The organism is Lentzea sp. NEAU-D7, assembly GCF_026242055.1.
GTDB lineage: Bacteria > Actinomycetota > Actinomycetes > Mycobacteriales > Pseudonocardiaceae > Lentzea.
In genome coordinates this window covers 336,355-362,817 of record NZ_JAPJDL010000002.1, presented here as the reverse complement: position 1 = coordinate 362,817, position 26,463 = coordinate 336,355, and the positions used below count along the sequence as shown (strand labels likewise).

Sequence of the window (26,463 nt, the reverse complement as noted above, 5' to 3'; positions counted from 1 at the left end):
GTGGAACACGGTCGGTGGTCCTTTTGGGACGATCGGAGTCCGGCGTGTCGCCGGTGTGGACTAGTTCACGCCCCGGTCCCGGCCCGCCCAGTACGGCTCGCGGAGCTTGAACTTCTGGATCTTGCCGGTCGCCGTGCGCGGGATGGTGTCGCGGAACTCGATCGACGTCGGCGCCTTGTACCCGGCGAGCCGCTCCTTGCAGTGCTTGATCAGCTCGGCCTCGGTGACCTCGCCGGAGAGCACGACCAGCGCCTTGATCGTTTCACCCCACTTCTCATGCGGCACGCCGATCACCGCGACCTCGGCGACGGCCGGGTGCGAGAACAGGCAGTCCTCGACCTCGATGGACGAGACGTTCTCGCCGCCGGTGATGATCACGTCCTTCTTCCGGTCCGAGATCGTCAGGTAGCCGTCCTCGTCGAAGAAGCCGCCGTCGCCGGTGTGGAACCAGCCGTCCTCGATCGCGTCCGCGGTCGACTCCGGGTTCTCCCAGTAGCCCTCCATGACGACGTTCGAGCGCGCCATCACCTCGCCGTTCTCCGAGATCCGCAGCTGCGCTCCCAGAGCCGGCGCGCCCGCCCGCGACTGCTTCTTCGCCTTCTCCTCGCCCTGGGGCCCCGGCTGGGCGCGGTTGAAGGTCAGTAGCGGCGCCGTCTCGGTCAGGCCGTAGATCTGCAGGAACTCCCAGCCGAGCTCCTCGGTCACGCGCTGGATCGTGCGCGAGGGTGGCGGCGCACCGGCGCACACGATCCGCACGGTGTCACGGCCGGGGATCTCGCCGTCCCACGAGGCGGCGGCGTCCAGCACTGCGTTCCACACGGCCGGTGCGCCGCACATGAGCGTGACGCCGTGGTCGCGCACACGGCGCAGGATCTCGGCACCGTCGACCTTGCGCAGCACCACTTGCGGCACACCGAGGCCGGCGAGCCCGAACGGCATTCCCCAGCCGTTGCAGTGGAACATCGGCAGCACGTGCATGTACACGTCGCCCTCCCACGCACGGGTGTGCATGGCGAACGTGACCGCGTTGAGCCAGATGTTGCGGTGCGTCAGCTGCACGCCCTTGGGGCGCGCGGTCGTGCCGGACGTGTAGTTGATGGTCGCCGTCGCGTCCTCCGAGGGCGCGCTCCACGGCCGTGGCTCCACATCGAACCGAAGCAACGACTCCGACTCCTCGCCGAGCGTGAACCGGTGACGCGCCACGACGTCGTCCAGTTCCAGTTCCGGGTCGACGAACAACGCCGAGGCGCCGCTGTGCTCGACGATGTACTTCACCTCGTCGGGCCGCAGGCGGAAGTTGACCGGCACGCAGATCCGCCCGCTGCCGGGCAGCGCGTGCAGCAGTTCGAGCATCCGCGCGGAGTTGTGGCTGACGACGGCGACCCGTTCGCCCTCGCCGACGCCCAGAGCGTCGAACCCGGCCTGCCACGCGCGCACGCGGGTCGCCATCTCCGCGTACGTCGTCGTCGCGACCGGCTTCGCGGGCTGGTCCGGTTCGTCGATGGTCGCCGTCGTCGCCGCGAACGCGAACGACGCCCGGTCCAGGAAGTCGGTGGTGATCAGCGGTACGCGCATGGACCCGACCCTACGACCAGGTGCTCGGATCTCCCCAGGACGAGAATCGGCCTCCCCCGGATGGAGGAACGGAGCTCAGGTCCGGCAGCACCTCCCCGACGGGTTCGTGCAGCACAACGGCCGCCACGGCGTCGTACGGCGTCGGTTCGGCGTTGCAGATGATGACCTGGGCGCCGGCCTTGGCCGCCAGCGGCACGAGGCCCGCGGCGGGCTGCACCGACAGCGACGTTCCGGCCACCAGCAGCACGTCGCAGTCGAGGGCGGCGAGGCGGGCGCGGCGCAGCACCTCGCCGTCGAGCTCCTGCCCGAACGAGATGGTGGCGGACTTGAGGATGCCCCGGCACCGACGGCAGTCCGGCTCCTCCTCGCCCTCGGCCACGCGCTTCAACGCGTCGCGCATCGGGCCCGTGGCACCACACCCCAGGCACACGGTGGCGTGCAGCGTGCCGTGCAGCTCCAGCACGCGATGGGGATCGGAGCCCGCCTTCTGGTGCAGGCCGTCGATGTTCTGGGTGACCACGGTGCGCAACCGGCCGGACCGTTCCAGTTCCACCAGCGCCTTGTGCGCGGCGTTCGGCCGGGCGGTCCACACGGGACTGTCGAGCTTCGCCCGCCAGGCGAGCCTGCGCAGCTCGGCGTCGGCGAGGTAGGCCTGCAGCGACGACCCGCGCCCGGCGTCGGCGTCTCGGGTCCACAGCCCGGCTGGTCCGCGGAAGTCCGGGATGCCCGAATCGGTGGAGACGCCCGCCCCCGTCAGCACCGTGATCCGGTGCGCCGACGCGACCAGAGCGCGTGCCTCTGCGCACGCCTGGGAAGGCATCGGTTCACACTAGTCGCGTGCGCAGCGCTGTGGGAGCCGCGATCGCGGCAGTGGGCTTGGTCACCACCATCGTCGGGACTTTCCTGCCGTGGCTGAAATCCGGATCGACCACGAGAGACAGTTACGAAGTGCTCTCGCTGCGTGATCTCGCCGGGTTGGACGGGGTGGCGGGCACCGTCGTCACGTCGGTCTGGGTGGGACTGACGCCGCTGGCGATGATCACGATCGCGCTGTACGTGGTCCGATTTCCTCGGTTTGCCGGGTGCGTCGCCATTCTCTTTGGCACGATCGGGGGAACCGTGGCCCTGGTTGCCACAGTCCAAGGGGATAGCAAGGGTGCGTTGGTCGGAATCAGCACCTCCGGACCAGTCACGTCCCTTGCCGGTGCCGTACTGACGATCGTGGGGGCGATCACGGTGCTCACCTCGACCAGGCGCAGCGCAGTGAGAACCTCAGGAGGGAACCCGTGAGCTACCCAGGTGGTGGCGGCGACCAGTGGCAGCCGCAGAACAACCCGTACGGGCAGCAGCCCCAGCAGGGCGGCTACCCGCAGCAGCCCCAGCAGCCGGGTGGCTACCCGCAGCAGGGCTACCCGCAGCAGCCCCAGCAGGGCGGATACCCCCAGACCGGACCGCAGGGCTTCCCGCAGCAGGGCTTCCCGCAGACGGGCCCGCAGGGCTTTCCCCAGCAGGGTTTCCCCCAGCAGCCCTACGGCTACGCGCCGATGGGCGGCGAGCCGCCGAAGAAGAAGCGCACCGGCCTGGTCGTCACGGCCGTCGTCGCCGTGTTGCTGCTGATCGGCGGCGGTGTCACGTTCTTCGCGCTGCAGAAGGCCGCCCCCGGTTCGGGCCAGGACACCCCGGCCATCGCGGCGAAGAACCTCGTCGAGCAGCTGGGCAGCGGTGACGTCGTCGGCATCATGGCGTCGCTCGCGCCGGCCGAGGCCGCGCTGTCGAAGGACTACATGGACTCGATGACGAAGGAGATGAAGCGTCTCGAGATCCTCAAGCCCGAAGCCGACCCGAACAAGCTGAGCGGCGTCGAGTTCAAGAGCGAGAACATCAAGTTCGACGAGGCCAAGGCCGAGAAGATCAACGACCACCTCACCATCAACAAGCTGGTCGAGGGCAAGATCACGATCACCTCGGACGCGTCGAAGATCCCGCTCACCGACAAGCTCGTCGACGCGCTCGGTGACGACCTGAACCTCACCTCGTCGAAGTCCGAGACCTTCGACATCACCGCCGAGGTCCAGAAGCGCGGCACGCCGATCGGCATCGCGTCGATCAAGGTCGGCGACAAGTGGTACCCGAGCGCCTTCTACACGATCGCCAACGCGGTCCTGGAGGAGGACAAGAAGAAGTGGCCGGCTCAGGGCATCGCGCCGCAGGGCGCCAGCTCGGCCGAGGACGCCGCGAAGCAGATGGTGAACGCCGCCCTCGACGCCGACCTGTCGAAGGTCATCGCGCTGCTTCCGCCCGACGAGGCCGGTGTGCTGCAGGACCTCGGCCCGCTGCTGCTGGCCGAAGCCGGCAAGCAGAAGCCGACCGGCGCCAAGCTGAACGCGCTGGAGACCGACGTCAAGGACGTCGCCGGCGGCAAGCAGGTCACGGTCAAGAAGCTGTCGGTCACCGCCGAGGGCGAGACGGTGACGATCACGCGCGAGGGTGACTGCTACGCGGCCGACGTGCCTGGCCAGGGCTCGCAGAAGCTGTGCGCGGACGAGATCACGCAGCTGCTGCAGCAGCAGGGCGGCAAGAAGGTCCCCGCCGAGGCCGTCGAGATCATCGGCCGGGTGGCCGGGTCGGTCATGAAGACCGGCGTCGGCGTCGTCGCCACCGAGGTCGACGGCAAGTGGTACGTCAGCCCGGTCCGCTCCTACTACGAGCTGGCCCTGTCGCTGTTCCGCGGCTTCGAGCCCAAGGACGTCGACGCGCTGATCGAGCTGCTCAAGAAGTAAGTCCTCGCAGGTCCACCGAGGCCCTGTCACCCGCAACAGCGCGGTGACAGGGCCTTGGCAGTTCCGGGCCCGAACCTGGGCCCATGGACACTCAGGTTCTGATCATCGGCGCCGGCCCGACCGGCCTCACCCTGGCCCTCGACCTCGCCCGCCGCGGTGTGCCGTTCCGCATCGTCGACGCGGCGGCCGCGCCCTTCGCCGGTTCCCGGGGCAAGGGCCTTCAGCCGCGCAGCATGGAGGTCTTCCACGACCTGGGCGTGATCGAGCCCGTGCTGGCGTCCGGCCGGTTCGACATGACCATGCGCGCCTACCGGGGCCGTCAGGTGCTGCGCGAGTGGGACGTGCACGAGGGCCGCCACCCCACGGTCGAACGCCCGTACGCCCGCACGATGCTCATCCCGCAGTTCCGGGTCGAGCAGATCCTGCGGGAGGCGCTCCCCCGGCCCGTCGAGTACGGGATGCCGCTGACGTCGTTCGCCCAGGACGACTCCGGCGTGACCGCGGTGATCGGCCCGGAGACCGTGCGCGCGAAGTACCTCGTCGGTTGCGACGGCGGCAAGTCGTTCGTGCGCAGGGAGCTCGGCGTCTCGTTCGTCGGCGAGACCCGCGAGGACCTGCGGATGTACATCGGCGACGTCCGGGTCTCCGGTCTCGGCCGCGACCACTGGCACAGCTGGGGCAACCGCGCCGACCGGTGGCTCGCGCTGTGCCCGCTGCCCGGCACGGACCTCTTCCAGTTCCAGGCGACCGCCGAAGACGACGGCGAACCGTCGTTGGCGCTGTACCAGCGGATCGTCCGCGAGTGCACCGGCCTGGACGACGTGGTCCTGCACGACGCGACGTGGATGTCCCTGCACCGCACCAACATCCGCATGGTGGACAGGTTCCGCACCGGCCGGGTGTTCCTCGCGGGCGACGCCGCCCACGTGCACTCGCCCGCAGGAGCGCAGGGCATGAACACCGGCATCCAGGACGCCTACAACCTCGGCTGGAAGCTCGGGATGGAGACGCTGCTCGACACCTACGAGACCGAGCGCAAGCCCGTCGCCGAGTGGCTGCTCGGCATGACCACCGCGATCATGATGTCCGGCAACCCGTTCGAGCGCCGCGGTGACGAGACGCTGCAGCTCTCGCTGTCGTACCGGACCGACGACGGGCCCGGTCTGCGCGCGGGCGACCGCATGCCCGACGGGATCACCGAGCAGGGCCGGATCTTCGACCTGCTGCGCGGCCCCGACTTCGTGACGCTCGACTTCCCCGACGGCCCCGTGCTTGTCCGCCCGGACGGCTACGTCGCCGCGATCGGCCGGTCAGCGATCGACGCGTACTTCGGCGCGAACCCGGTCACGCAGCTGCACCACCGCAGGGTCGCTGCTCGGTCCGCCGCGTAGCCGTCCGGCCTCGTCCAGGGCGTTCCCCGCGCCGGCGGGATCGCCCTGGGCGAGCAGCCAGTCCGCGTACGCCTCCAGCACCGACGCGCGAGCGGGCCCGTCCGCGCTCTCCTCGACGGTGCCGAGCGCCCTGCGGTGCTCCTCCCCCGCCTCACGCAGGCGGCCGAGCCGGGTCAGCGCCAGCCCGAGTCCGGCGTGGACCGTCGCCCGGAACTGGCTCGCCCGCGAGCCCGCCGTGGCGTCCAACGCCCTGCGGTACAGCGCGACGGCCTCCTCGAAGTCGCCGCTGAAGAACGCGATCTCCGCGTGCGCCTGCTCGATCCGCCCCCGGTCCAGCGCGAACGCCGGCGCGGGCACCGTCGCGAGATCCTCACCGGCCCCGGCGAGATCTCCGATCCTGATCTTCAGCCGAGCCGTCTGCACCAGCACCGACATGGGCACCAGCACGCTCTCCGGCTCGCCGAGCTCCTCCGCGACCTCCCGCGCCTCGGCCACCGCCGCGAACCCCTCGGCGAACGCGCCCCGGTTGATCAGCAACATGACCAGGCACGACAACCCGAACACCACGGCCCACCGGTCACCGACGGCCCGGAACCGCTCCAGCGCCCGCCGGTACTGCGCCTCGGCCTCCGGCAACGCCCCCTCGCTGAACTCCCCGGCCACCACCCCGCGCACCAGCGCCGAGAACGCCCGCATCCACTCGTCCGGCGACCGCTCCAGCCGCTCGGCGAGCAACGCGAACCGGTCCCCCAGCTCCCGCACACCCCAGATCTGCCCGCTGGTCAGCATCAGCGCGCACAACGCCGTGGGCACTTCCTCCTGCCACAACCTCTCGGCCGCGACCACCGCCTGAGGCGTGCCGAGCGCGGCCAGCACCTCCGACAGCGCGTCCCCGGGAACCTGCGGAGCCCAGCGGCGGATCTCCTCGAACCTCTTGGTCATCACCAGCCAGTGCCACGTACGAGCGGCCATCATCCGCCGCGCGACCCCGACGTCGTTGCCCACAGCCCACGCCATGGCCGCGTCCATGTTGGCCCGCTCCGCGTCGAAGACCTGCAACGCCTCCAGCTGCCTCGGCCCGCGCAGCAACGGCTCGTACCGCTCGGCCAGCGCCACGTAGTAGGCCGCGTGTCTCTTGTGGTCCGATTGCCCTTGCTCCGACGCGTACTCGCGCACGGTCTCCAACAGCCGATAGCGCTCACCTGAGCGAACGACGAGCGACTTCTCGACGAGAGCGGCCAGCAGGTCCTCGGTGTCCCAGAGGTCCCGATCTTGTCGGACCTCGTGAGTACGTTGAGATGTAGGGGTTCCCGGAGAGGGGGTACCCCTGCGAGAGCCTGCCCCGCGCGCTTCGTACGCCGTCTCGGCGGCTGCGCCACCCAGGGCCGCTGAGTCCAAGCCCGGGCCACTTGAGCCGTCGGCGCCCAAGCTCGCGACACCTGAACCCGCGGCGTTCAAGCTCTCGGCACCTGAACTCGCGAAGTCCAAACCCTCGCCACCAGAACCCCTGGCGCCCAAGCCCGCACCACCTGAACCCGCGGAGTCCAAACCCTCGCCACCAGAACCCCTCGCGCCCAAGCCCGCACCACCTGAACCCGCGGAGTCCAAGCTCGCACCACCTGAACCCGCGGAATCCAAGCTCGCGCCACTTGAGCCCCCGGCGTTCAAGCTCGCGGCGTCCACACGAGCCGCGGCCACCACAGCGGCGGCCACCCCGCTCACGGCGGCCGCCTCCGAGTAAGCCCCGCACACCTCGTCCGCCACCGCGCTGGCCGCTCCGCCGGAGTCAGCCCTGCGAGCCTCGCTCATCACCGGAGCAGCCGCCCCACCCAAGCCAGCACCGCCCGAAACGGGCCCACCGGCTTCGCCCACCACCGACGCAGCCACTCCACCCGCGCTGGCCTCACCAACGCCGGTCCCGCGCACCTCGTGCCCGGAACCAGCAACCGCCCTGCCCGAACTGGCACCACCCACCTCGTCCGCCACCCCGGCAGCCACTCCACCCAAGCCGGCCGCTTCCAAGCCGGCCGCATCCACACGAGCCGCATCCGCACGAGCCGCACCCACCGAGGCGGCAGCCACCCCGCCAGCGGCGTCCGCGTCCAAGTCAGCCCCGCACACCTCGTGCACCGCCGCGGCGGTAGCGCCCCCCACGAACACGGCCAGCCGTGCCAGCAACGCGCGCTCCGCCTCGTCCAGCAGATCCCAGCTCCAGTCGATCACGGCCCTCAGCGTCCGGTGGCGCGCCGGTCCGGTCCGCGCGCCGCGGTCGAGCAACCGCAGCCGACTGTCCACACGAGACTCCAGCTGTGCCGCCGACAACGACCGGGCTCGGGCCGCCGCCAGCTCCAGGGCGAGCGGAATCCCCTCCAGCGCAGCACAAACTCGCCGCACGACGTCCGCATCCAGCGCGGTACCGACCCGCGCCGAGAACAACCGCACGGCGTGATCGAGGTCGAGTGGCGCCACGGGGCACACGACCTCGCCCGGGATCCCCAGCGGCTCGCGCGACGTCGCCAGCACGCGCGCGTCCGGCGCCTCGGCGAGCAGCCGGACGCACAGCGCCGCGGCGGCGTCCACGACGTGCTCGCAGTTGTCGAGCACCACCAGCGACGACCCGAGCCGCGAGAACACCGGCGCCGCCAACGGGTTCGGGCCCAGGGCGGCGTCCAGCGCCGCCAGCGGATCGGCCGCCGAGTCCAGCTCGACGAACCACGCCTGCGGTTCCGACGCGGCGTGCGTCAGCGCGAGGCGCGTCTTGCCCACGCCGCCGAACCCGGTCAGCGTCACCAACCGGTTGTCGCGCAACAACGAGCCCAGCGCGGCCAGGTCCGCGCCACGCCCCACGAACGACCCGACCGGCGCCGGCAGGTTGCCGCGCGCGACGCGCTCGCGCAGCACCGTCAGGTGGGCGGCCGCCAGCGCCTCACCGGGGTCCACGCCCAGTTCGTCGGCCAGGGCCGTGCGAACGCGCGCGAACACCGCCAGCGCGTCCGACCGCCGTCCGGCGGCGTTCAGCGCCAGCATCAACCGGGCCTGCACGTCCTCGCGCAGCGGATGCGCGGCCGCCAGCGCCTCCAGGCCCGCGAGGTCGTCGCGCAGCAACGCCAGCCGCACGGCCTCGTCCGCCGCGAACGGCGCCTCCTCGAACGCCGCGCCACGCCACAATGCGGCGTCACGCGTGCGCGCGAAGACCTCGGCGTCGGTCTCCGCCTCCAGCCGGTATCCCGTGGCGTGCGACGAGATCGCGGCCGCGCCGAGCACCCGCCGCAACCGCGAGACGAGCGACTGCAACGCCGCGGCACCGTCGACCGGCGGCTCGTCCGGCCACAGGTCGGCGATCAGCCGGTCCGGCGCGACGACGGTGCCAGGTTCCACCGCCAGCCGCATCAGCAGCCACCGCAGCCGTTTTCCGCGCACCTCGACCGGTGCGCCGTCCTCGGCCAGGACCTGCAGCGGCCCGAGCACGTTGACCCGCATCAGGCCCGCCGCACCCCGGCCACCACCGCGGCCGCCACGAGCGCGACACCGACCGCCGCCGTCCCCAGCAGGGACAGCGACACCCTGTTGTGGCCCAGCGCGTCCAGCACCCACCCGAGCGGGGTGGCCCGCCCCAGCGGGTACGTCAGCACCACCACCGAGAACACCGCCAGCACGGTGCGCCCGATGGAGTCGAGGACGGGACGGGCGAACAGCAGGCCCACCCCGACGCCGAGCAACGCACATCCAGTATGCGCGGCGAGTCCGACAAAAAATTCGCCCGCCGTGTACGGGTGGGGGTTCGTCACCACCGGCCACACCGCCGCCAGCACCGCCATGGCCATCGCGAACATCACCGCGACCAGCGCCGCCGCCGTCAGCACCCGCGGCCAGCCGCCCGCGTTCACCACGGTGATCTCGCGCCGCACCACGTCCTCGGACGTCGCCACCACGACGGCCATCCACGCCGCGATCGGGTAGAGCAGCGCCGACGAACCCGAATACGCCTCAAGAGGCTGCCCGGCGTCGCTGGCGAACAGCATCCCCATCACGCCGAGGAACACCAGCAGCGGCGCCAGATACCGTTGCCCGCGAAGGACGTCGACCGCGAGGTACCGAACGAGGGCGATCACCGCACGCTCCGCACCGAGCAGCCGAGCCGCAGCGCCTCCGCCAGCACCTGATCGCTTCGTTCCGGCGCCACGACCACCCGCACCGACGACCCGCGCGCCTGCACCGACCGCACGCCTTCCAGCACCTCCAGCGCATCGGGCGCGGAGACCCGGCTGAGCTCGATCGTCACGTGCCCGCCGGCGAGGTCCACGCGCGTCGCCGACGCGAGGTGTCCCTCGTGGTCGGACACCAGCGCCGTCCGTCCCTCCAGCAACGACACCAGTTCGGCGGCCGCCGAGGGGTCGAGACCGGTCCACGGCTCGTCGAGCACCAGCACGTCGGAGGCCGCCAAAGCCTGCGCCAGCGCCACCTTCTGCGTGTTGCCCTTGGACAGCTCGGACATCGGCGCCGTCATCGAGCCGACGAATCCCAGTCGTTCCAGCACATCACCGACCTCGGTGCCGCGGACGCGCCCCATGTGCGCGAGGTAGGACGAAGCAGACATCTTGACGTCCGAAGGGAACCGCTCGGGCACGTAACCGACCGAGGCGGGCCGCTCGACACGGCCGGACGTCGGCCTCAGCACGCCCGCGGCGATCTTGAGCAACGTCGACTTGCCGGTGCCGTTCGCACCGCTCAGCACGGTCAGGCCGGAGACCTCCAGCGTGAGGTCGCGCAGCACCCAGGGCCCGCGCCCGTACCGCTTCGAAACCTGATCCAGGAGCACCACGCCAAGATAACCACCCATGACACCGCTTCCGCTCGCTTTGGCGTGCATCTGGCTCGGCATGGTGCTGGCGATCTCGATCGAGGCGCCGCTGAAGTTCCGGGCGCCCGGCATCACGCTGCCGCTGGGACTCGGCATCGGCCGGCTCGTGTTCCGCGCCCTGAACTCGGCGGAGATCGTGCTCGCGGCCGCCACGGCGATCACGTTCGCGCTCGCCCCGCGCCCGGTGGCCGCGACCGTGCTGCTGGTGGCGCTGGCCGTGACACTGGCAGTTCAGGTGACGCTGCTGCGGCCCAGGCTGGAAGCCAGGGCCGCGGTCATCATCGACGGAGGTACCCCTCCCCGTTCCCGCGCACATCTCGCCTACATCGCGCTCGAATGCGCGAAACTGCTGATGCTGGTCACCTTCGGAATCATTCTCATGTTCGCCTGACGAAACTCTGCGTCACGCACATAGATGTCCTATAAATGCAACCGCGTTGCTTTTCACACGATCGAGTGAACAGCAGCGACAAAACGTCACCCGAGCAACAAAGATGAGTTCACGCAAGCGCGGCGGACGGAAACCGCACGGCTCATCCAGTACGGAATGCGGGTGACTCCCCTGACCAGCGGCACGCAAATCCCCTTCGACCTGTTCGCGGGTGCATTGACCGGGCGAGCCGCGGCAAAAGCCACCGGCACGGTGCACGTCCTGGGAAACCCGGGTGGACGAATTCACCTGCGCAATGGCGGCATCATCTGCGCGGAAAGCCCGGGATCGCCCGGGCCGGACGCGTTGTTGTTGCGCACCGGGCGCATCAGCGAGTCCGAGTGGACCGCCGCCCTCACCTCCGGCACCCGCGGCAACGTCGGCGACACCGAACTGCACGTCGTCGCCATGATGTCCACGCAGGACGCGGCGTTCACCATCGTGGCGGGCGACGTCGAGGACTGCGTGTTCACCCCGCAGACGCTCGACGTCGCCGTCGCGATGAGGACGGCGATCGAACCGGTCCGCCTGCTCCAGGAGACCTCGCGCCGGCTCTCCTCGCTGCTCGCGCTGAAGCGCCCGCTCGGTCCGCACCGCGATCGCCTCGCCCCGACCACGGGAGCCCGCCTGCTCCGGCACCGCCCGGTGCGCGGGGAGATCCTCATGCACGCCAACGGCCGGCGCACCGCGCGCGACATCGCGTTCGCGTCGGGCCGCAGCGTCTACCCGGTGACGATCGAGGCCTGCCGGATGGTGGCCGACGGACTGCTGACCGTCGTGCCCGGCACCGCGATCGTCGGCGCGCCGCCGCGCCACACAGCCCCGCTGCACCCCCGGCAGCCCCCTCCCCCACCCCACGACTCGATGGCCGGCGAGGAGGTGCCGCTGCCCCGGTCGTTGCGGCGCCAGCTGTTGCCGAAACTGTTCAAACAACCCGAGAGGAAAAAGCCGTGAAACACGACGTGCCGGCCGCCGAACCGCACGGTCTGCGCGAACGGGTCACCGGGACAACGGACACCCTGATAGCCGCGAGCGACGGCATCGTCATTCTCGCGAACGCTTCCGAGGACCTCGACGCGGAAGTCATCCCGGAGTTGTTCATCACCGGTCTCGGAATCGCCCGAAGAACCAGCGAGGGGGCCGGGCGGGTTCTTTCCAGCACACCGTCGTTCGCGCAGGAGTCGCAGCCCGCGATCGACCGCATCAACTCCGCCCCCTCCGCCGCCTGAACAGAAATGTGAAATGACGCAACCCAACACGAGCCCCAGAATCATGTCCGACCAGATGACCGCGATGGTCCGGCAACTGCGGCAGGAGGTGCCGGGCTGCCTGGCCGCCGGCGTCGTCGACATGGCCACCGGCATGCTGCTCTCGTTCGAGATGACCGACAGCCATCCGTCCGAGGTGCTCGACCTGCTCGCCGGTGCGACGCTCGACCTCTTCCAGGGCCGCACGGTGACCATGATCGAGGACGTCTTCAAGGAGCGGCGAGGCATCTCGAGCGCCGAGCACTACTTCCAGGAAGTCCTCGTCAACAGCAGCAACCTGACCCACCTGTTCGTCCGCAACAACCACGACGAGGACGTCGTCGCCGTCGTCGTGTGCCCCAAGTCGGTCAACATCGGCATGCTCTTCGCCTCGGCCCGCCGGGTCGTCAAGGAACACGGCGGCGCGTAACCACGCCGCCCTGCCCGGGTAGCCCGGCTCACTTCCCCCCGTCCCGGCCGGGCTACCCCTGGGCGCGCAACTCGTCGGTGACCCCGCAGATCACCTCGGCGAGATCCGCGGGCCTCGACAGGAACGGCGAGTGCGATCCCGGCAGGTACCGCACGACTCCGGCCTTCGCCGCCCGTTCCGCGAACAGCGGCGGGAAGATCGCGTCCTCGGTGCAGAGGATCGACGCGGTCGGCACCGTCTGCCACGCCGCCGTCGTCTGCGGCTCCTCGAACGCCTTCACGCTCTGCGGTCGCAGCCTCTCGGCCGCCCACCGCGCGACATCGTCCGGTACGTCGGCGAACAGCAGGTCGCGCGCCGGCTGCGGCACCTCGACCAGTTCGGTCCCGGCCTCGTACCAGGGCCCTCCGAGCGGCGTCACGACAGCCTCGCCCGGTTCGAGCACGTGCGCCGCCAGGTAGACGAGCCGGTCGGCCGTCCCCGCGGCCTCCGCGACGGGCACACCCGCGTAGGAGTGGGCCAGCACGGTCACCGGTCCGTCCAGTTCCGCGAGCGCTGCCCGCACGACCTCCGCGTCCTCGCGCACGCCCGCGGCCGGGTCGCCCGAGGCGCTCGGCAGGTCGGCCACCGAGGTCGTCCAACCTCGGGCGCGCAGTTCGGGAACCAGCAGGTCCCAGCACCACGACCCGTGCCAGGCACCGTGCACGAGCAGCAGGTTCCCGCGGTCCATCAAGATCTCCTTCGTCCGTGTGGACCTACGCTAGCCGGGCAAGATCAGCGACGACCGTCGTCAGAGTCCGCCCTTCTGTCGGGAGAGTCCGTGAGCCCGCTCGAGCAGGTCCTGTCGGAGCTGAGCGTGAACTGGGTCGTCACGACGCCCCTGCACGCCGGCGGGCGGTGGGCGCTGCACTTCGTCGGACGGCTGGACCTGCGGGTCGAGGTCGTCGTGCGGGGCCGCGCGCACGTGACGGTGGCCGGTGAGAGCTTCTGGGCGGAGCAGGGCGACTGCTACGTCATCGCCGGGCGGCGGCCCTACCGCATCGCCGCGGACCCGGACACGCCTTCGGTGTTCGCCGCTCCCTGCTACGAGGACGAGCACGGAAAGCCGCGCGACCGGGCACAGGTCGGCGAGGGCCACGACACGACGCTGGTCGGCGCGGGCTTCACCTGCGAACCGGAAGACGCACGGCTGCTCGGCGTCCTGCCGCCGGTGATCCACGTCCGCGCCGGTGCGGCGGCGGCGACCATCGACCTCATCAGGAGTGAGATCGGCGGAGGCGGGATGATCCTCGACCGCCTCTGCCAGGTCCTGCTGCTGCAGGTCCTGCGCGACCACGTGACGGACGACCCCGGGCTGGGACCGGCGTTCGAGGCGATGCGGGCCGACCTGCGGCACCCGTGGACGGTCGCGGAGCTGGCGGGGATCGCGGCGATGTCGCGGTCGACGTTCTTCGTGCGGTTCAGGGAGAACACCGGCCTGACGCCGCTCGACTTCCTGTACCGGATGCGCATGCGGCACGCGGCCCGTCTGCTGCGGGACACCACCGGCACCGTCGCCTCGATCGCCGCGGCCAGCGGCTACCGGACCGAAAGCGCGTTCGGCGCCGCCTTCAGGAGGTTCGCCGGACGATCTCCCGGCGAGTACCGCACCCGGATCGTGACTTAGGGCAACCTGGCTTGAACCGGCTTACAGGACAAGCGTACTGTTTGGGGTCGAGGGGCAGCGGTCGACCCGGTGAGGAAGACTCTCCCCCATCCCGAACTGACCACCGCGCTGTCACCAGTTATGGAGTTGCACGTGACTGCACCAGCTAGCAAGGACAGCTTCGGCGCCCGCGGCACGCTCAACGTCGGCGACGCCTCGTACGAGGTGTTCCGGCTGAGCGCCGTGGAGGGCGCCGAGCGTCTGCCGTTCAGCCTGAAGATCCTGCTGGAGAACCTGCTGCGGACCGAGGACGGCGCGAACATCACCGCCGACCACGTGCGCGCTCTCGCCAACTGGGACCCGGCCGCCGAGCCGAACACCGAGATCCAGTTCACGCCCGCCCGCGTCGTGATGCAGGACTTCACCGGTGTGCCCTGCGTCGTCGACCTCGCCACCATGCGCGAGGCCGTCACCCAGCTCGGCGGCGACGCCGAGAAGGTGAACCCGCTCGCGCCCGCCGAGCTCGTGATCGACCACTCGGTCATCGCCGACATCTTCGGCCGCCCGGACGCGTTCGAGCAGAACGTCGACCTGGAGTACGAGCGCAACCGCGAGCGCTACCAGTTCCTGCGCTGGGGCCAGACCGCGTTCGACGAGTTCAAGGTCGTCCCGCCCGGCACCGGCATCGTGCACCAGGTCAACATCGAGCACCTGGCCCGCGTCGTCATGGTCCGCAACGGCCAGGCGTACCCCGACACCCTCGTCGGCACCGACTCGCACACCACCATGGTCAACGGCATCGGCGTGCTGGGCTGGGGCGTCGGCGGCATCGAGGCCGAGGCCGCGATGCTCGGCCAGCCGGTCTCCATGCTGATCCCGCGCGTCGTCGGCTTCAAGCTCTCCGGTGAGCTGCCCCCCGGCGCCACCGCGACCGACCTCGTGCTCACGATCACCGAGATGCTGCGCAAGCAGGGCGTCGTCGGCAAGTTCGTCGAGTTCTACGGTGAGGGCGTCAGCGCCGTGCCGCTGGCGAACCGCGCCACGATCGGCAACATGTCGCCGGAGTTCGGCTCCACGGTCGGCATCTTCCCGATCGACGGCGAGACCATCGACTACCTGCGCCTGACCGGCCGCACCGAGGAGCAGATCGCGCTCGTCGAGGCCTACGCCAAGGAGCAGGGCCTCTGGCACGACCCGTCCCGCGAGCCGGTGTTCTCCGAGACGCTGGAGCTCGACCTGGCGACGGTCGTCCCGTCCATCGCCGGCCCGAAGCGCCCGCAGGACCGCATCGAGCTGACCAACGCCAAGGAGTCGTTCCGCCAGGCCCTGGGCGCCTACGTCGCGCACACCGAGTCCCCGGAGCTCTCCGGCGTGGACGAGGCCGTCGACGAGACGTTCCCGGCCAGCGACCCGGTCGCCATCCACGAGGGTGAGAACGGCTCCGGTGCGCCGAAGGTGTTCCAGTCCGCCGCCGAGGGCGCCACCGGCCGCGTGTCGAACCCGGTCAAGGTCACCCTCGACGGTGCCGAGTTCGAGCTGGACCACGGCGCCGTCGCGATCGCCGCGATCACGTCGTGCACCAACACCTCGAACCCGTCCGTGATGCTCGGTGCGGCGCTTCTCGCGAAGAAGGCCGTCGAGCGCGGTCTCGAGCGCAAGCCGTGGGTCAAGACGACCCTGGCACCGGGCTCGAAGGTCGTCATGGACTACTACGAGCGCGCGGGCCTCATGCCGTACCTGGAGAAGCTCGGCTTCCACCTGGTCGGCTACGGCTGCACCACCTGCATCGGCAACTCGGGCCCGCTGCAGGACGAGATCTCGGCGGGCGTGCAGGAAGGCGACCTCGCGGTCGTCTCGGTGCTGTCCGGCAACCGCAACTTCGAGGGCCGGATCAACCCGGACATCAAGATGAACTACCTCGCGTCGCCGCCGCTGGTCGTGGCGTACGCGCTGGCCGGTTCGATGGACAAGGACATCACCACCGAGCCGCTCGCGTACGACCCCGAGGGCAAGCCGGTGTACCTGTCGGAGATCTGGCCGACCCCGGCCGAGATCGCCGAGGTCATCTCGACCTCGATCTCCGCGGAGGGCTTCACCAAGGGCTACAAGAACGTGTTCTCCGGTGACGAGCGCTGGCAGTCGCTGCCCACGCCGACCGGCAACACGTTCGAGTGGGACAGCGAGTCCACCTACGTGCGCAAGCCCCCGTACTTCGAGGGCATGGAGATGGAGCCGAAGCCGGTCACCGACATCGCGGGCGCTCGCGTCCTCGCGCTGCTGGGCGACTCGGTCACCACGGACCACATCTCCCCCGCCGGTTCGATCAAGGCCGACTCGCCCGCGGGCAAGTACCTGACCGAGCACGGCGTGGAGCGCAAGGACTTCAACTCCTACGGCTCCCGCCGCGGCAACCACGAGGTGATGATCCGCGGCACGTTCGCGAACATCCGCCTGCGCAACCTGCTGCTCGACGACGTCCAGGGCGGGTTCACCCGCAACTTCCTGGAGGCCGACGCCCCGCAGACGACGATCTACGACGCGTCGGTCGCGTACGCGGAGGCCGGCGTTCCGCTGGTCGTGCTGGCGGGCAAGGAGTACGGCTCCGGTTCGTCGCGCGACTGGGCGGCCAAGGGCACCTCGCTGCTCGGCGTCCGCGCCGTCATCGCCGAGTCCTACGAGCGCATCCACCGCTCGAACCTGATCGGCATGGGCGTGCTGCCGCTGCAGTTCCCGGCGGGCGACAACGCGTCGTCGCTGGGCCTCGACGGCACCGAGACGTTCGACTTCACCGGCGTCACGGAGCTGAACAACGGCACCACGCCGTCGACGGTGCACGTCGTCGCCACCAAGGCGGACGGCTCGAAGGTCGAGTTCGACGCGGTCGTCCGCATCGACACGCCCGGTGAGGCCGACTACTACCGCAACGGCGGCATCATGCAGTACGTGCTGCGCAAGATGGTCCGCAGCTAGTCCTCGTAGTACCGGAAGGGCCGCTCACCACCCGGTGGGCGGCCCTTTCGCCGTCAATGCACTCGTAACGGTCGACGTGCACCCCGCGATGCCAAGTCACCCTGATCACCGCGGGAGACCCCTCATGAGCTTGACCGTGCTCGGCGACCTCAACTGGTTGGCCGTCGTCGTCGCCACGATCGCGTACTTCGCGCTGGGCATGGTGTGGTACGCGGACTACGCCTTCGGCAGGGCGTGGCAACGAGCGTCCGGCCAGGACCTCAGCCCGCCGGAGAACACCAGCGCGGCCGTCTACGCCATCCCGTTGCTCACGTGCTTCGTCATCACCCTGGCCACCGCGATGATCGGCAACGCGTCGAAGACCGACAACATCATGGAAGGCGTCCTGCTGGGACTCGTCGTCGGCCTCGGCGTCGCGCTGCCGGTCAGGTTCGTGACCGGCGCCTACGACATGACGAAGCCCGCCCCGATCACCTTCGCGGCCATCGGAGCGGGCTATCACATCGTCGGACTCACGCTCGCGGGCGCGATCCTCGGTCAGTGGGTCTAGGCGCGCGCCGCCTTGTGCAGCTCCCGCAACGCGCGCACGGACGAAACGGCGTACTCGCGGTCCACGGCCTGCACGGCCATCACCGAGATGTACTCGTCGTCCGGCAGCTCCAGCCGGGCCCACGCGGCGCCGTCCGGGAAGCTGACCGACAGCACGTCGTTCCAGTCGAAGTGGTGCGACGTCACGACGTTGCGCACGTCGACACCCGACGCGTCGGCGGTGACGCGCGGCCGGGTCAGCAGCAGCACACCGCCCGCGAGCAGGAAGCCCAGCAGGATCATGGCGACCTGGTCGGAGGTCCGGAAGATCACGCCGGTCGGCGTGTTGCCCAGCAGCAGCCCCACCACCGTGAACACCACGACCAGGCCGACCGCACACGCCCACGCGACGCGGCGGATCTTCTTGGGGCGCAGGACGAGCACTTCCGCCGTCATCATTCGAAGCCCCGCTCGGTCCAGGGCTGGCGCAGGCCGCGCAGCACCAGCGCCGTGTCGATCGCCGCGACGGTCGCCTCGTACCCCTTGTCCTCCACCGAGTCCGGCAGGCCGGCGCGGGCCAGGGCCTGCTCCTCGGTGTTGGTCGTCAGCACGCCGTTCCCGACGGGCGTGGACTCGTCGAGCGCGACGCGCGTGAGCCCGTCCGTCACCGAGTCGCACACGTACTCGAAGTGCGGCGTGCCGCCGCGGATGACCACGCCCAGCGCGACCACCGCGTCGTGGTGGCGCGCCAGTTCCTGCACCACGACGGGGAGCTCGATGGCCCCCGCCACGCGCACGACCGTGGTGTCGACGCAGCCGGCGTCCTGCGCTGCCTGCAGGGCGCGCTCGACGAGCTGGTCGGTGATCTTGGTGTGCCAGCGCGTCGCCGCGATCGCGACGCTCAGGCCCTTGCCGTCGAGCTTCGTCTGCTCTGGACGGCCCTCGCCGCTCATTCCTGGTCCTCCGTAGCGGAAACAACGGTCTCGTACTGCTCGAGCTGGTGCAGTTCGTGACCCATCCGGTCGCGCTTGGTGCGCAGGTACCGCAGGTTCTCCGGGTTCGGGGAGACCGGCAGCGGCACCCGGTCGAGCACCCTGAGACCGTATCCGGCCTCCAGCCCGACGCGCTTGGCCGGGTTGTTCGTCAGCAGCCGCATGGACTTGATGCCGAGCTCCACGAGGATCTGCGCGCCGGTGCCGTAGTCGCGCGCGTCGGCGGGCAGGCCCTGCACGAGGTTCGCGTCCACGGTGTCGGCGCCCTCGTCCTGCAGCTGGTACGCCTGCAGCTTGTGCATCAAGCCGATGCCGCGGCCCTCGTGGCCGCGCATGTACAGCACGACACCACGGCCTTGTGCCGCAACGGCTTCCATCGCCGCGTCGAGCTGCGGGCCGCAGTCGCAGCGCAGCGAGCCCAGCACGTCGCCGGTGAGGCACTCGGAGTGCACGCGCACCAGCACGTCCTCACCGTCGCCGATCTCGCCGTACACCAGGGCGACGTGCTCGATGCCGTCGAGCAGGCTGTCGTAGCCGTACGCCGTGAACACGCCGTGCGCGGTCGGGATGCGGGCCTCGGCGGCACGCACGACCTGGGTCTCGACGCGGCGGCGGTACGCGATGAGGTCGGCGATCGTGATGATCGCGAGGTCGTGGTCCGCGGCGAAGACCTCGAGCTCGTCGCGGCGGGCCATGTCGCCCTCGTCCTTCTGCGACACGATCTCGCAGAGCACGCCCGCGGGCGACAACCCGGCCATCCGCGCCAGGTCGACGGCGGCCTCGGTGTGCCCTGGACGGCGCAGCACGCCACCGGCCTTGGCCCGCAACGGCACGACGTGACCCGGGCGGTTGAAGTCGCTCGCCTTCGCGGTCGGGTCGGCGAGCAGCCGGATCGTGCGGGCGCGGTCCGCGGCCGAGATGCCGGTGCTGACGCCCTCGCGCGCGTCGACCGTGACGGTGTAGGCGGTGCCGCGCACGTCCTGGTTCGTGTGGAACATCGGCGGCAGGTCGAGGCGGTCGCAGTCGGCCTCGGTCAGCGGCACGCAGATGTAGCCGGACGTGTAGCGGACCATGAACGCGAGCAGCTCCGGCGTCGCCTTCTCGGCGGCGAAGATCAGGTCGCCCTCGTTCTCGCGGTCCTCGTCGTCCACGACGACCACGGGACGACCGGCGGCGATGTCCGCGATCGCACGCTCGATGTCAGCGAAGTCGGTGCTCACTGGGCCTCCTCGCCCGCGATGGCCCGCAGGTGCGGGATCGCCAGTCGTTCGACGTACTTAGCCAGCACGTCGACCTCCAGGTTCACCAGGTCGCCCGGAATGCGCCGCCCGAGCGTGGTGAGTTCGAGGGTCGTCGGGATCAGGCTCACGGTGAACTCGTCCTCGGAGACGGTCACGACCGTCAGCGAGACCCCGTCGACCGTGATGGAGCCCTTCTCCACGACGTACCGGGCGAGGCTCGGCGGGAGTCCGATGTGGACGATCTCCCAGTGCTCGGCCTTCTCCCGCGCGAGAATCGTGCCCGTGCCGTCGACGTGGCCCTGCACGATGTGGCCACCGAGGCGCTGGCCGACCGCGGCCGCGCGCTCCAGGTTGACCCGGTCGCCCGCGGCGACCTTGGCGAGGCTGCTGCGCGTGAGGGTCTCGCGCATCACGTCCGCGGTGAAGCTGTCGTTCTCGACTTCCACGACGGTGAGGCAGACGCCGCTCACCGCGATGGAGTCGCCGTGCTTCGCGTCGCTGGTCACGATCGGCCCGGTGATGCGGATCCGTGCCGCGTCGGGCAGGTCCTCAATCGCCTCGACGTGGCCGAGTTCCTCGACGATCCCGGTGAACACCGCTCCTCCTAAGTTCGCGGAACCGCGCTGATCCGCAAGTCCGGTCCGCTCATGGTGACGTCTTCCACGGTCAGCCTCACAGCGTCCGTGATGGTTGACACGCCCGCGTCCAGCACCGCCGCGGGACCGTTCCCGAGCAGCGCGGGCGCGATGTAGGCGAGGACCCGGTCGACCCTGCCGGCGCGCCAGAACGCACCGGCGAGCGTCGGGCCGCCCTCCAGCAGCACGTCGACCACGCCACGCTCGGCGAGCGCCGCCAGGACGTCGTCCGGCTCGTGCGTGCGCAGGTGCAGTGCGGTGGCCTGGAGCTTCGCACCCTCCGGCAGGTCGCTCGTGCCCACCACCACCGGCAACGGCTGGCGGGGCAGCGGCATTCCGCCGGCGTCCCTGGCCGTCAGCGCGGGGTCGTCGAGCCTCACCGTGTTCGTGCCGACGACGATCGCGTCGAGCTTGGCTCTCATGGCGTGGACCTCCTCGCGGGAGGTCTCCGAGCTGATCCACCGGCTCGTGCCGTCCTGGGCCGCGATCCGGCCGTCGAGCGAGGCCGCGTACTTCCACGTGACGTGCGGACGGCCCGTGCGCGCGTAATGCAGCCACGCCCTGAGGGGGCCTCGGCTGACTTCCTGCTCCAGCAGGCCGCTCTCGACGGTGACTCCGGCCTTCTTGAGGACCTCGACCCCGCCTGCTGCCTTCGGGTTCGGGTCACTCGTGGCGTGGACGACGTGCTTGATGCCGGCTTCGACGAGGGTTTCGGCACACGGCGGCGTGCGGCCGTAGTGCGAGCACGGTTCGAGGGTGACCACCGCCGTACCGCCGCGAGCTTTCGAGCCCGCCTCCCGCAGCGCCATCACCTCCGCGTGAGGCCCGCCGACCGGCTGCGTGCCACCGAACCCGACGGCGTGGCCGTTCTCGTCGAGGATGACGCATCCGACCGGTGGGTTGGGGCTGGTGGTGCCCCGCACCCGCTCGCTCTCCGCGATGGCGATCCTCATCGCGTCCTCGGGCGTCACCTCGCACCGGCTGCCTGGGCTCGCAGGGCCTCGACGGCCTTGCCGGGGTCCGCGGCGTCGTACACGGCGGACCCGGCGACGAAGCAGTCCACACCGGCCTGCGCGGCCTGTTCGATCGTGTCGGCGTTGATGCCGCCGTCGATCTCCACCAGCAGCGTGAGGTGCCCGGTGTCGACGAGGTGGCGGGCCTGGCGGACCTTGTCCAGCACGTCGGCCATGAAGCTCTGGCCGCCGAAACCGGGCTCGACCGACATGACCAGCAGCGTGTCGTAGTGCTTCAGCACCTCGACGTACGGTTCCAGCGGGGTGCCGGGCTTGATGCTCAGACCGGCCTTGCTGCCCGCGGCCTTCAGGTTCTTGGCCAGCGCGATCGGGTCGTTCGCGGCCTCGACGTGCACGGTCACGTTGTACGCGCCCGCTTCCGCGTAGCCGATGGCCCAGCGGTCCGGGTCCTCGATCATCAGGTGGCAGTCGATCGGGATGTCGGTGACCTGGAGCAGCGACTTCACCACGGGCAGGCCGAGCGTCAGGTTCGGCACGAAGTGGTTGTCCATGACGTCGACGTGGATCCAGTCCGACGTGGGTACCGCGGCGAGCTCGTCGGCGAGGCGCGCGAAGTCGGCGGACAGGATGCTGGGGGCGATCATCGGCGTGTGGACCACGAGGGTGAAGTCTAGGTGTCCAGCAGGTCGAGCAGCCTGCGGGGAGCCACGTCTGAGACCACTACGACACCCGCATTGGTGAGTGTCGTGACGTGCGTCTCCCACATGGGGTGACGGCGCTTGTCCGCGTTGGCCTGGGGCATGACGACGACCTTGCAGTTCTCGACGCCCATGGCTTCGTTCAGCGCGGTCAGCGCCTGGTTGTCACCGATGCCCAGGGCCAGCTTGGCCACGGAGTTCGCGCTGGCGGGGGCGAAGACGAACGCGTCCGGCGTCGGGTAGGGCTTGGGCTGGCTCGGCATCCGCGGCTCCCAGCGGACGGGGAGGTCGGTGAGCGCCTGCAGCTTGCCCAGCTCTCCGGCCTCCTCGAACCACGGGACGACGGTGGGCGTGAACGTGATGGCCAACCGCCACCCCAGTTGCACGGCCGGCTCGGCGAGCTCGGTGCGGAACCACGACTCGACACCGCCGCATCCGGAAGCGACCAATCCGAGCAATCCACGCGTAGTCACCGCTGCGATGTTAGGCGGTCTTTTTTGTCGGGGGCCGCCGATAACGTCCCCTACCGCGGGTGATCACCCGCACACTGAGGGGAGCAAGATGCGCAAGAGGAACCGGTGGCTCAGCGCCACCGCGATGACGGCCGCCTTACTGGCGGCCACAGCCCTTCCCGCGACCGCGGAACCGCCGCAGCGCACCGTGCCGCTGGCGCTCAAGTCCTTCTCGGACATCGTGGTCGACCCGACGCTGGGCCACGTGTTCGTGAGCAGCAAGACCGACAACGCCGTCGCCGTCACGGACCTGTCGGGCAACGCGGTCACCAAGCTGTCGAACCTGCCCGGCGCCACGGGTCTGGCGCTGAGCCCGGACGGCGAGACGGTCTTCGTCGCCCTGTCGCAGTACGGCGCGATCGCCGCGCTGGACACGCTCACGCTGACCGAGCGGGCTCGTTACCCGGTCGGTGAGGTGTGCCCGTCCGACCTCGCGATCACCAACAACCGCCTGTACTTCAGCTACGGCTGTGACACGTGGGGCGGCGGCATCGGCCGTGTCTCGTTCAACGGCGCGGACGCCCGCACGGGCCTCGTGACCGGGCACTACAGCCCGCAGCAGCTCGCGACGTCGCCCGCGAGGCCCGGTCTGCTGGCGGCGGGCCAGCCGAGCCTCTCGCCCTCGGACCTCGTCGTCCTGCGCGAGCAGGGCGACGGGCTCGCCGTCCAGGCGTCCCGCGAGGCGGGCAGCAACCTGGCCGACGTCGAGTTCTCGCAGGACGGCAGCCAGGTGCACGTGGCGAGCGGGGCGCCGTACCAGATCCAGTCGTACACGAGCGACACCCTCGCGGTGCGCGGCACCTACAACACCGGGCCCTACCCGGTGGCGGTGGCGGTGAGCGCCGACTCCGGTGCTCTCGCAGCGGGCGTCAACAGCGACACGTCCGTGCGCCTGTACCCGGCGGGCTCGCTCGACGAGTCCCGTTCGTACGAGGCTCCGTACCTGTACCAGGCGAGTCTGGCGTGGGGTCCCGGCGGCCGCTGGGTCTACGCGGTGGGCAACCGGTTCGGCCAGCCGGCACAGCTGCACGTGCTGAAGGCCTGACGCGAGTGGCCGGGCGAGCCGTTGCTCGCCCGGCCCGGCAATCACTCGAACCGGTGAACTCGGATGCCGCGGGGTCTGTGGAGGGGCGAAGAGGCCCGGCTCTGTCAGACCTCGTCGCTAGCGTCGTTCCCGAGCGCTCGAAGAGGGCGTCGCAGCACCACGCAGAACATCGCGTCGGTGCCGTGCAGATGGGGCCAGAGCTGAACGTGCGGTCCTTCCCCGAGGTCCGGAACTCCCGGGAAGAACTCCCGCGTGTCCAGCACTTCGGCCCCGGTCCGCCGCGCGACGTCCGTCACCACCCCCACGGTCTCCGAGAGATGAGGTGAGCACACGACATAAGCCACCACGCCGCCAGGGCGCACCAGTCGCAGCGCCTCGGTCAGCAGCTCGCGTTGCAGCTTCGTGAGCGTGCCGACGTCGGCGGGCTGGCGCCTCCACCGCGCTTCCGGGCGCCTGCGCAGGGCACCGAGACCGGTGCAGGGCGCGTCGACCAGCACGCGGTCGAACGCCCCTTCCAGGAAGTCGGTCTCGCGCCCGTCGGCCACCTCCACGGTGATCGGCAGGCCTGAGGTGATCTTGCGCACGAGCTCGGCGCGGTGGGGTGCCTTCTCGACGGCGATCAGTTCGCCGCCTTCGAGGCCGACCAGCGCGGCCAGCAGGGCGGCCTTGCCGCCGGGGCCCGCGCAGAGGTCGAGCCAGCGGTCGTCCGTGCCCCCGTCGTCGCCGCCTTCGAGCGGTGCGCGCGTGAGGGCCAGGGCACAGAGCTGGCTGCCCTCGTCCTGGACGTTGGCGAGGCGTTCCCGGACGGGCTCGAGATCGCCCGGGTCGCCCGCACCGGTCTCCAGGTGCACGCCGTACGGCGAGTACGGCGCCACGTCCCCGCCGACGATCGCGGCGAGTTCGTCGGCGCTGACCTCGCCGGGCCGTGCCACCAGGTGCACGGCCGGGCGCGCGTCGTCGGCCTCGAGGGCCCGCTTCAGCGGTTCCTCGCGGCTGCCGAGGGCCTCCGCGAACGCCTGCGCGATCCAGCGCGGGTGGGCGTGGGTGAAGGCCAGGTTGCCGATCGGGTCGGTGTCCGGGTCGGGTGCGAGCTCGTCGACCCACGCCGCCTCGTCCTGCTCCGCCACGCGGCGCAGGACGGCGTTGACGAAGCCCGCGATGCCGGACCCGAGCTCGGCCCGCACGAGGTCGACGGTCGAGGCGACCGCGGCGTGCGACGGAATCCGGGTGCGCAGCAGCTGGTACGTGCCCAGCCGCAGCGCGTCGAGCGCCGAGCCGTCCACTTCGGACAGCGGTCGGTCCGAGCAGGCCTCGATGACGGCGTCGAGCAGTCCCTGTGCGCGCGCCGCGCCGTAGGTCAGTTCGGTGGCCAGCGCGGCGTCGCGGCCGGTGATGCGCCGGTCGCGGAGCATCTGCGGCAGCACCAGGTTCGCGTACGCGTCCCGCTGCCGCACGGCGCGCAGGGTCTCCAGCGCGGCGAGGCGTGCCGGATCCTCCACGGGCGGCCTGGTGGGTCCGGTGCGCCGGCGCGGCGGGTGCGGCCTGCTCGGGCGGGAAGGCTTGGAGGCGCCTCGCGAGTGGTTGGTCATGCGATGCGCTCCCCTGTTTCGATCCGCACGCCGCGTGCCCAGTCGGTGGCGGCCATGCGCTTCTTGCCCTGTGCCTGGACCTCACCGAGGGCCACGGCGGTGGTCGCGGTGCCCACGAGCACGCGCTTGCGCTCGACGAGCACCTCGCCCGCCGGCAGCGACACGTCGGCCACCGGCGTCACGGGGCCGAGCTTGAGCCGCTCTCCGCGGAACTCGGCCCACGCGCCGGGCTCCGGCGTCACGGCGCGCGCCAGGCGGTCCACGGCCACGGCGGGTGCGGTGAAGTCGAGGCGCGCGTCCTCGACGGTGATCTTCGCGGCGTAGGTGACGCCGTCGGTGGGCTGGTCTACGGCGACCAGGCTGCCGTCCTCGATGCCGTCCACAGTGGACAGCAGGAGGTCGGCTCCCGAGACGGACAGCCGGGTCAGCAGGTCGCCGGAGGTGTCGCGGTCGCGCACCTTCTCGGTGACCACGCCGAACACGGGGCCCGCGTCGAGCTCCTTCACGATGCGGAACGTCGAGGCGCCCGTGATGTCGTCGCCGTTGCGCACGGAGGCCTGCACCGGCGCGGCGCCGCGCCACGCGGGCAGCACGGAGAAGTGGAGGTTGACCCAGCCGAACCTCGGCACGTCGAGCGTGCGCTGCGGGAGCAGGTTGCCGTAGGCGACGACCGGGCAGAGGTCGGGTTCCAGCGCGCGCAGGCGGTCCAGGAACTCGGGTTCTCCCGCCTTGGCGGGCGTGAGGACCTCGATGCCGTGCTCGTCGGCGAGCGCGCCCACCGGGGAGCGCTCGAGCCGGCGGCCGCGGCCGGAGGGCGCGTCGGGACGGGTGACCACGGCGACGACGTCGTGGCGGGGGGAGTCGATGAGGGCGCGCAGCGAGGGCAGTGCGACCTCGGGCGTACCGGCGAACACGAGTCGCAT

26 protein-coding genes are annotated in these 26,463 nt (G+C 70.7%); 11 read left to right on the top strand and 15 right to left on the bottom strand.

The features are described 5' to 3' along the window. Positions 1 to 60: 60 nt before the first annotated feature. Positions 61 to 1,575 (bottom strand): AMP-binding protein, encoded by a 1,515-nt coding sequence (locus ORI60_RS05120; RefSeq protein WP_266034856.1) that lies wholly within the window; start codon positions 1,573 to 1,575, stop codon positions 61 to 63. Between the two features lie 10 nt (positions 1,576 to 1,585). Beyond that, positions 1,586 to 2,395 carry an SIR2 family NAD-dependent protein deacylase gene (locus tag ORI60_RS05115; RefSeq protein WP_266034853.1) on the bottom strand — a complete coding sequence of 270 codons (810 nt, stop codon included), beginning with the start codon at positions 2,393 to 2,395 and terminating at the stop codon, positions 1,586 to 1,588. A gap of 17 nt (positions 2,396 to 2,412) precedes the next feature. On the opposite strand from ORI60_RS05115, the gene ORI60_RS05110 reads away from it, so the two are divergent. The 3 genes from ORI60_RS05110 to ORI60_RS05100 all read left to right on the top strand — a co-directional run bounded on the left by ORI60_RS05110 (position 2,413) and on the right by ORI60_RS05100 (position 5,746). Further along, positions 2,413 to 2,865 carry a hypothetical protein gene (locus tag ORI60_RS05110; protein WP_266034851.1) on the top strand — a complete coding sequence of 151 codons (453 nt, stop codon included), beginning with the start codon at positions 2,413 to 2,415 and terminating at the stop codon, positions 2,863 to 2,865. Further along, positions 2,862 to 4,355, top strand: a complete 1,494-nt coding sequence (locus ORI60_RS05105) for a flagellar basal body protein FliL (RefSeq protein ID WP_266034848.1) — start codon at positions 2,862 to 2,864, stop codon at positions 4,353 to 4,355. The genes ORI60_RS05110 and ORI60_RS05105 overlap by 4 nt, the downstream gene beginning before the upstream one ends. 83 nt (positions 4,356 to 4,438) lie before the next feature. Then, positions 4,439 to 5,746, top strand: a complete 1,308-nt coding sequence (locus ORI60_RS05100) for an FAD-dependent monooxygenase (protein ID WP_266034845.1) — start codon at positions 4,439 to 4,441, stop codon at positions 5,744 to 5,746. On the opposite strand, the gene ORI60_RS05095 is transcribed toward ORI60_RS05100, so the two are convergent. From ORI60_RS05095 to ORI60_RS05085, 3 genes are read right to left on the bottom strand one after another with little or no spacing between them, the layout of a single operon-like run. Continuing rightward, the gene (locus tag ORI60_RS05095; RefSeq protein WP_266034842.1) at positions 5,666 to 9,226 is read right to left on the bottom strand and encodes a BTAD domain-containing putative transcriptional regulator; all 3,561 of its coding nucleotides are present in this window, start codon (positions 9,224 to 9,226) and stop codon (positions 5,666 to 5,668) included. The two genes, ORI60_RS05100 and ORI60_RS05095, sit on opposite strands and share 81 nt — an antisense overlap. Then, positions 9,226 to 9,858 (bottom strand): hypothetical protein, encoded by a 633-nt coding sequence (locus ORI60_RS05090; RefSeq protein WP_266034839.1) that lies wholly within the window; start codon positions 9,856 to 9,858, stop codon positions 9,226 to 9,228. Before ORI60_RS05090 ends, ORI60_RS05095 begins: the two co-directional genes overlap by 1 nt. After that, positions 9,855 to 10,565, bottom strand: coding sequence for an ABC transporter ATP-binding protein (locus ORI60_RS05085; RefSeq protein ID WP_266034836.1), 711 nt, complete (start codon positions 10,563 to 10,565; stop codon positions 9,855 to 9,857). The genes ORI60_RS05090 and ORI60_RS05085 overlap by 4 nt, the downstream gene beginning before the upstream one ends. 19 nt (positions 10,566 to 10,584) lie before the next feature. Here ORI60_RS05085 and ORI60_RS05080 point away from each other — a divergent pair, with 19 nt between their 5' ends. From ORI60_RS05080 to ORI60_RS05065, 4 genes are all read left to right on the top strand, one after another. Further along, positions 10,585 to 10,998, top strand: a complete 414-nt coding sequence (locus tag ORI60_RS05080) for a hypothetical protein (RefSeq protein WP_266034834.1) — start codon at positions 10,585 to 10,587, stop codon at positions 10,996 to 10,998. 162 nt (positions 10,999 to 11,160) lie between these two features. Next, on the top strand, positions 11,161 to 11,991 hold the full coding sequence (locus ORI60_RS05075; protein ID WP_266034832.1) for a hypothetical protein: 831 nt from the start codon (positions 11,161 to 11,163) through the stop codon (positions 11,989 to 11,991). Then, positions 11,988 to 12,266, top strand: a complete 279-nt coding sequence (locus ORI60_RS05070) for a dynein regulation protein LC7 (RefSeq protein ID WP_266034828.1) — start codon at positions 11,988 to 11,990, stop codon at positions 12,264 to 12,266. The genes ORI60_RS05075 and ORI60_RS05070 overlap by 4 nt, the downstream gene beginning before the upstream one ends. Before the next feature lie 43 nt (positions 12,267 to 12,309). Then, positions 12,310 to 12,714, top strand: a complete 405-nt coding sequence (locus ORI60_RS05065) for a hypothetical protein (protein ID WP_266034826.1) — start codon at positions 12,310 to 12,312, stop codon at positions 12,712 to 12,714. A gap of 52 nt (positions 12,715 to 12,766) precedes the next feature. Here the strand turns inward: ORI60_RS05065 and ORI60_RS05060 are convergent, their stop codons facing one another. Continuing rightward, positions 12,767 to 13,441 carry an alpha/beta fold hydrolase gene (locus tag ORI60_RS05060; protein ID WP_266034824.1) on the bottom strand — a complete coding sequence of 225 codons (675 nt, stop codon included), beginning with the start codon at positions 13,439 to 13,441 and terminating at the stop codon, positions 12,767 to 12,769. A 90-nt stretch (positions 13,442 to 13,531) separates the two neighbouring features. Here ORI60_RS05060 and ORI60_RS05055 point away from each other — a divergent pair, with 90 nt between their 5' ends. From ORI60_RS05055 to ORI60_RS05045, 3 genes are all read left to right on the top strand, one after another. Further along, on the top strand, positions 13,532 to 14,377 hold the full coding sequence (locus tag ORI60_RS05055) for an AraC family transcriptional regulator (protein ID WP_266034822.1): 846 nt from the start codon (positions 13,532 to 13,534) through the stop codon (positions 14,375 to 14,377). Between the two features lie 132 nt (positions 14,378 to 14,509). Beyond that, positions 14,510 to 17,326 (top strand): aconitate hydratase, encoded by a 2,817-nt coding sequence (locus tag ORI60_RS05050; protein ID WP_266034818.1) that lies wholly within the window; start codon positions 14,510 to 14,512, stop codon positions 17,324 to 17,326. Positions 17,327 to 17,450: 124 nt separating this feature from the next. Continuing rightward, positions 17,451 to 17,876: a DUF1761 domain-containing protein gene (locus ORI60_RS05045; protein ID WP_266034815.1), complete on the top strand. Its 426-nt coding sequence runs from the start codon at positions 17,451 to 17,453 to the stop codon at positions 17,874 to 17,876. Here the strand turns inward: ORI60_RS05045 and ORI60_RS05040 are convergent. From ORI60_RS05040 to ORI60_RS05010, 7 genes are read right to left on the bottom strand one after another with little or no spacing between them, the layout of a single operon-like run. Further along, complete coding sequence (locus ORI60_RS05040; protein WP_266034812.1) at positions 17,873 to 18,313, bottom strand: PH domain-containing protein; 441 nt, start codon at positions 18,311 to 18,313, stop codon at positions 17,873 to 17,875. The genes ORI60_RS05045 and ORI60_RS05040 overlap by 4 nt on opposite strands. Then, on the bottom strand, positions 18,310 to 18,807 hold the full coding sequence (gene ribH / locus ORI60_RS05035; RefSeq protein WP_266034809.1) for a 6,7-dimethyl-8-ribityllumazine synthase: 498 nt from the start codon (positions 18,805 to 18,807) through the stop codon (positions 18,310 to 18,312). The genes ORI60_RS05040 and ribH overlap by 4 nt, the downstream gene beginning before the upstream one ends. Continuing rightward, complete coding sequence (locus ORI60_RS05030) at positions 18,804 to 20,066, bottom strand: bifunctional 3,4-dihydroxy-2-butanone-4-phosphate synthase/GTP cyclohydrolase II (RefSeq protein WP_266034806.1); 1,263 nt, start codon at positions 20,064 to 20,066, stop codon at positions 18,804 to 18,806. The genes ribH and ORI60_RS05030 overlap by 4 nt, the downstream gene beginning before the upstream one ends. Further along, positions 20,063 to 20,683 (bottom strand): riboflavin synthase, encoded by a 621-nt coding sequence (locus tag ORI60_RS05025; protein WP_266034803.1) that lies wholly within the window; start codon positions 20,681 to 20,683, stop codon positions 20,063 to 20,065. Before ORI60_RS05025 ends, ORI60_RS05030 begins: the two co-directional genes overlap by 4 nt. Before the next feature lie 8 nt (positions 20,684 to 20,691). After that, a complete protein-coding gene (ribD, locus tag ORI60_RS05020) occupies positions 20,692 to 21,675 on the bottom strand; it encodes a bifunctional diaminohydroxyphosphoribosylaminopyrimidine deaminase/5-amino-6-(5-phosphoribosylamino)uracil reductase RibD (RefSeq protein WP_266034801.1) in 984 nt (327 codons plus the stop codon). A gap of 14 nt (positions 21,676 to 21,689) precedes the next feature. Continuing rightward, complete coding sequence (rpe, locus tag ORI60_RS05015) at positions 21,690 to 22,340, bottom strand: ribulose-phosphate 3-epimerase (RefSeq protein ID WP_266035448.1); 651 nt, start codon at positions 22,338 to 22,340, stop codon at positions 21,690 to 21,692. Between the two features lie 26 nt (positions 22,341 to 22,366). Next, positions 22,367 to 22,867: a flavoprotein gene (locus ORI60_RS05010; protein WP_266034798.1), complete on the bottom strand. Its 501-nt coding sequence runs from the start codon at positions 22,865 to 22,867 to the stop codon at positions 22,367 to 22,369. Positions 22,868 to 22,955: 88 nt separating this feature from the next. On the opposite strand from ORI60_RS05010, the gene ORI60_RS05005 reads away from it, so the two are divergent. Further along, a complete protein-coding gene (locus ORI60_RS05005) occupies positions 22,956 to 23,951 on the top strand; it encodes a hypothetical protein (RefSeq protein WP_266034795.1) in 996 nt (331 codons plus the stop codon). Positions 23,952 to 24,055: 104 nt separating this feature from the next. On the opposite strand, the gene ORI60_RS05000 is transcribed toward ORI60_RS05005, so the two are convergent. Then, complete coding sequence (locus ORI60_RS05000) at positions 24,056 to 25,540, bottom strand: RsmB/NOP family class I SAM-dependent RNA methyltransferase (RefSeq protein WP_266034792.1); 1,485 nt, start codon at positions 25,538 to 25,540, stop codon at positions 24,056 to 24,058. Continuing rightward, positions 25,537 to 26,463, bottom strand: coding sequence for a methionyl-tRNA formyltransferase (gene fmt, locus ORI60_RS04995; protein ID WP_266034790.1), 927 nt, complete (start codon positions 26,461 to 26,463; stop codon positions 25,537 to 25,539). Before fmt ends, ORI60_RS05000 begins: the two co-directional genes overlap by 4 nt.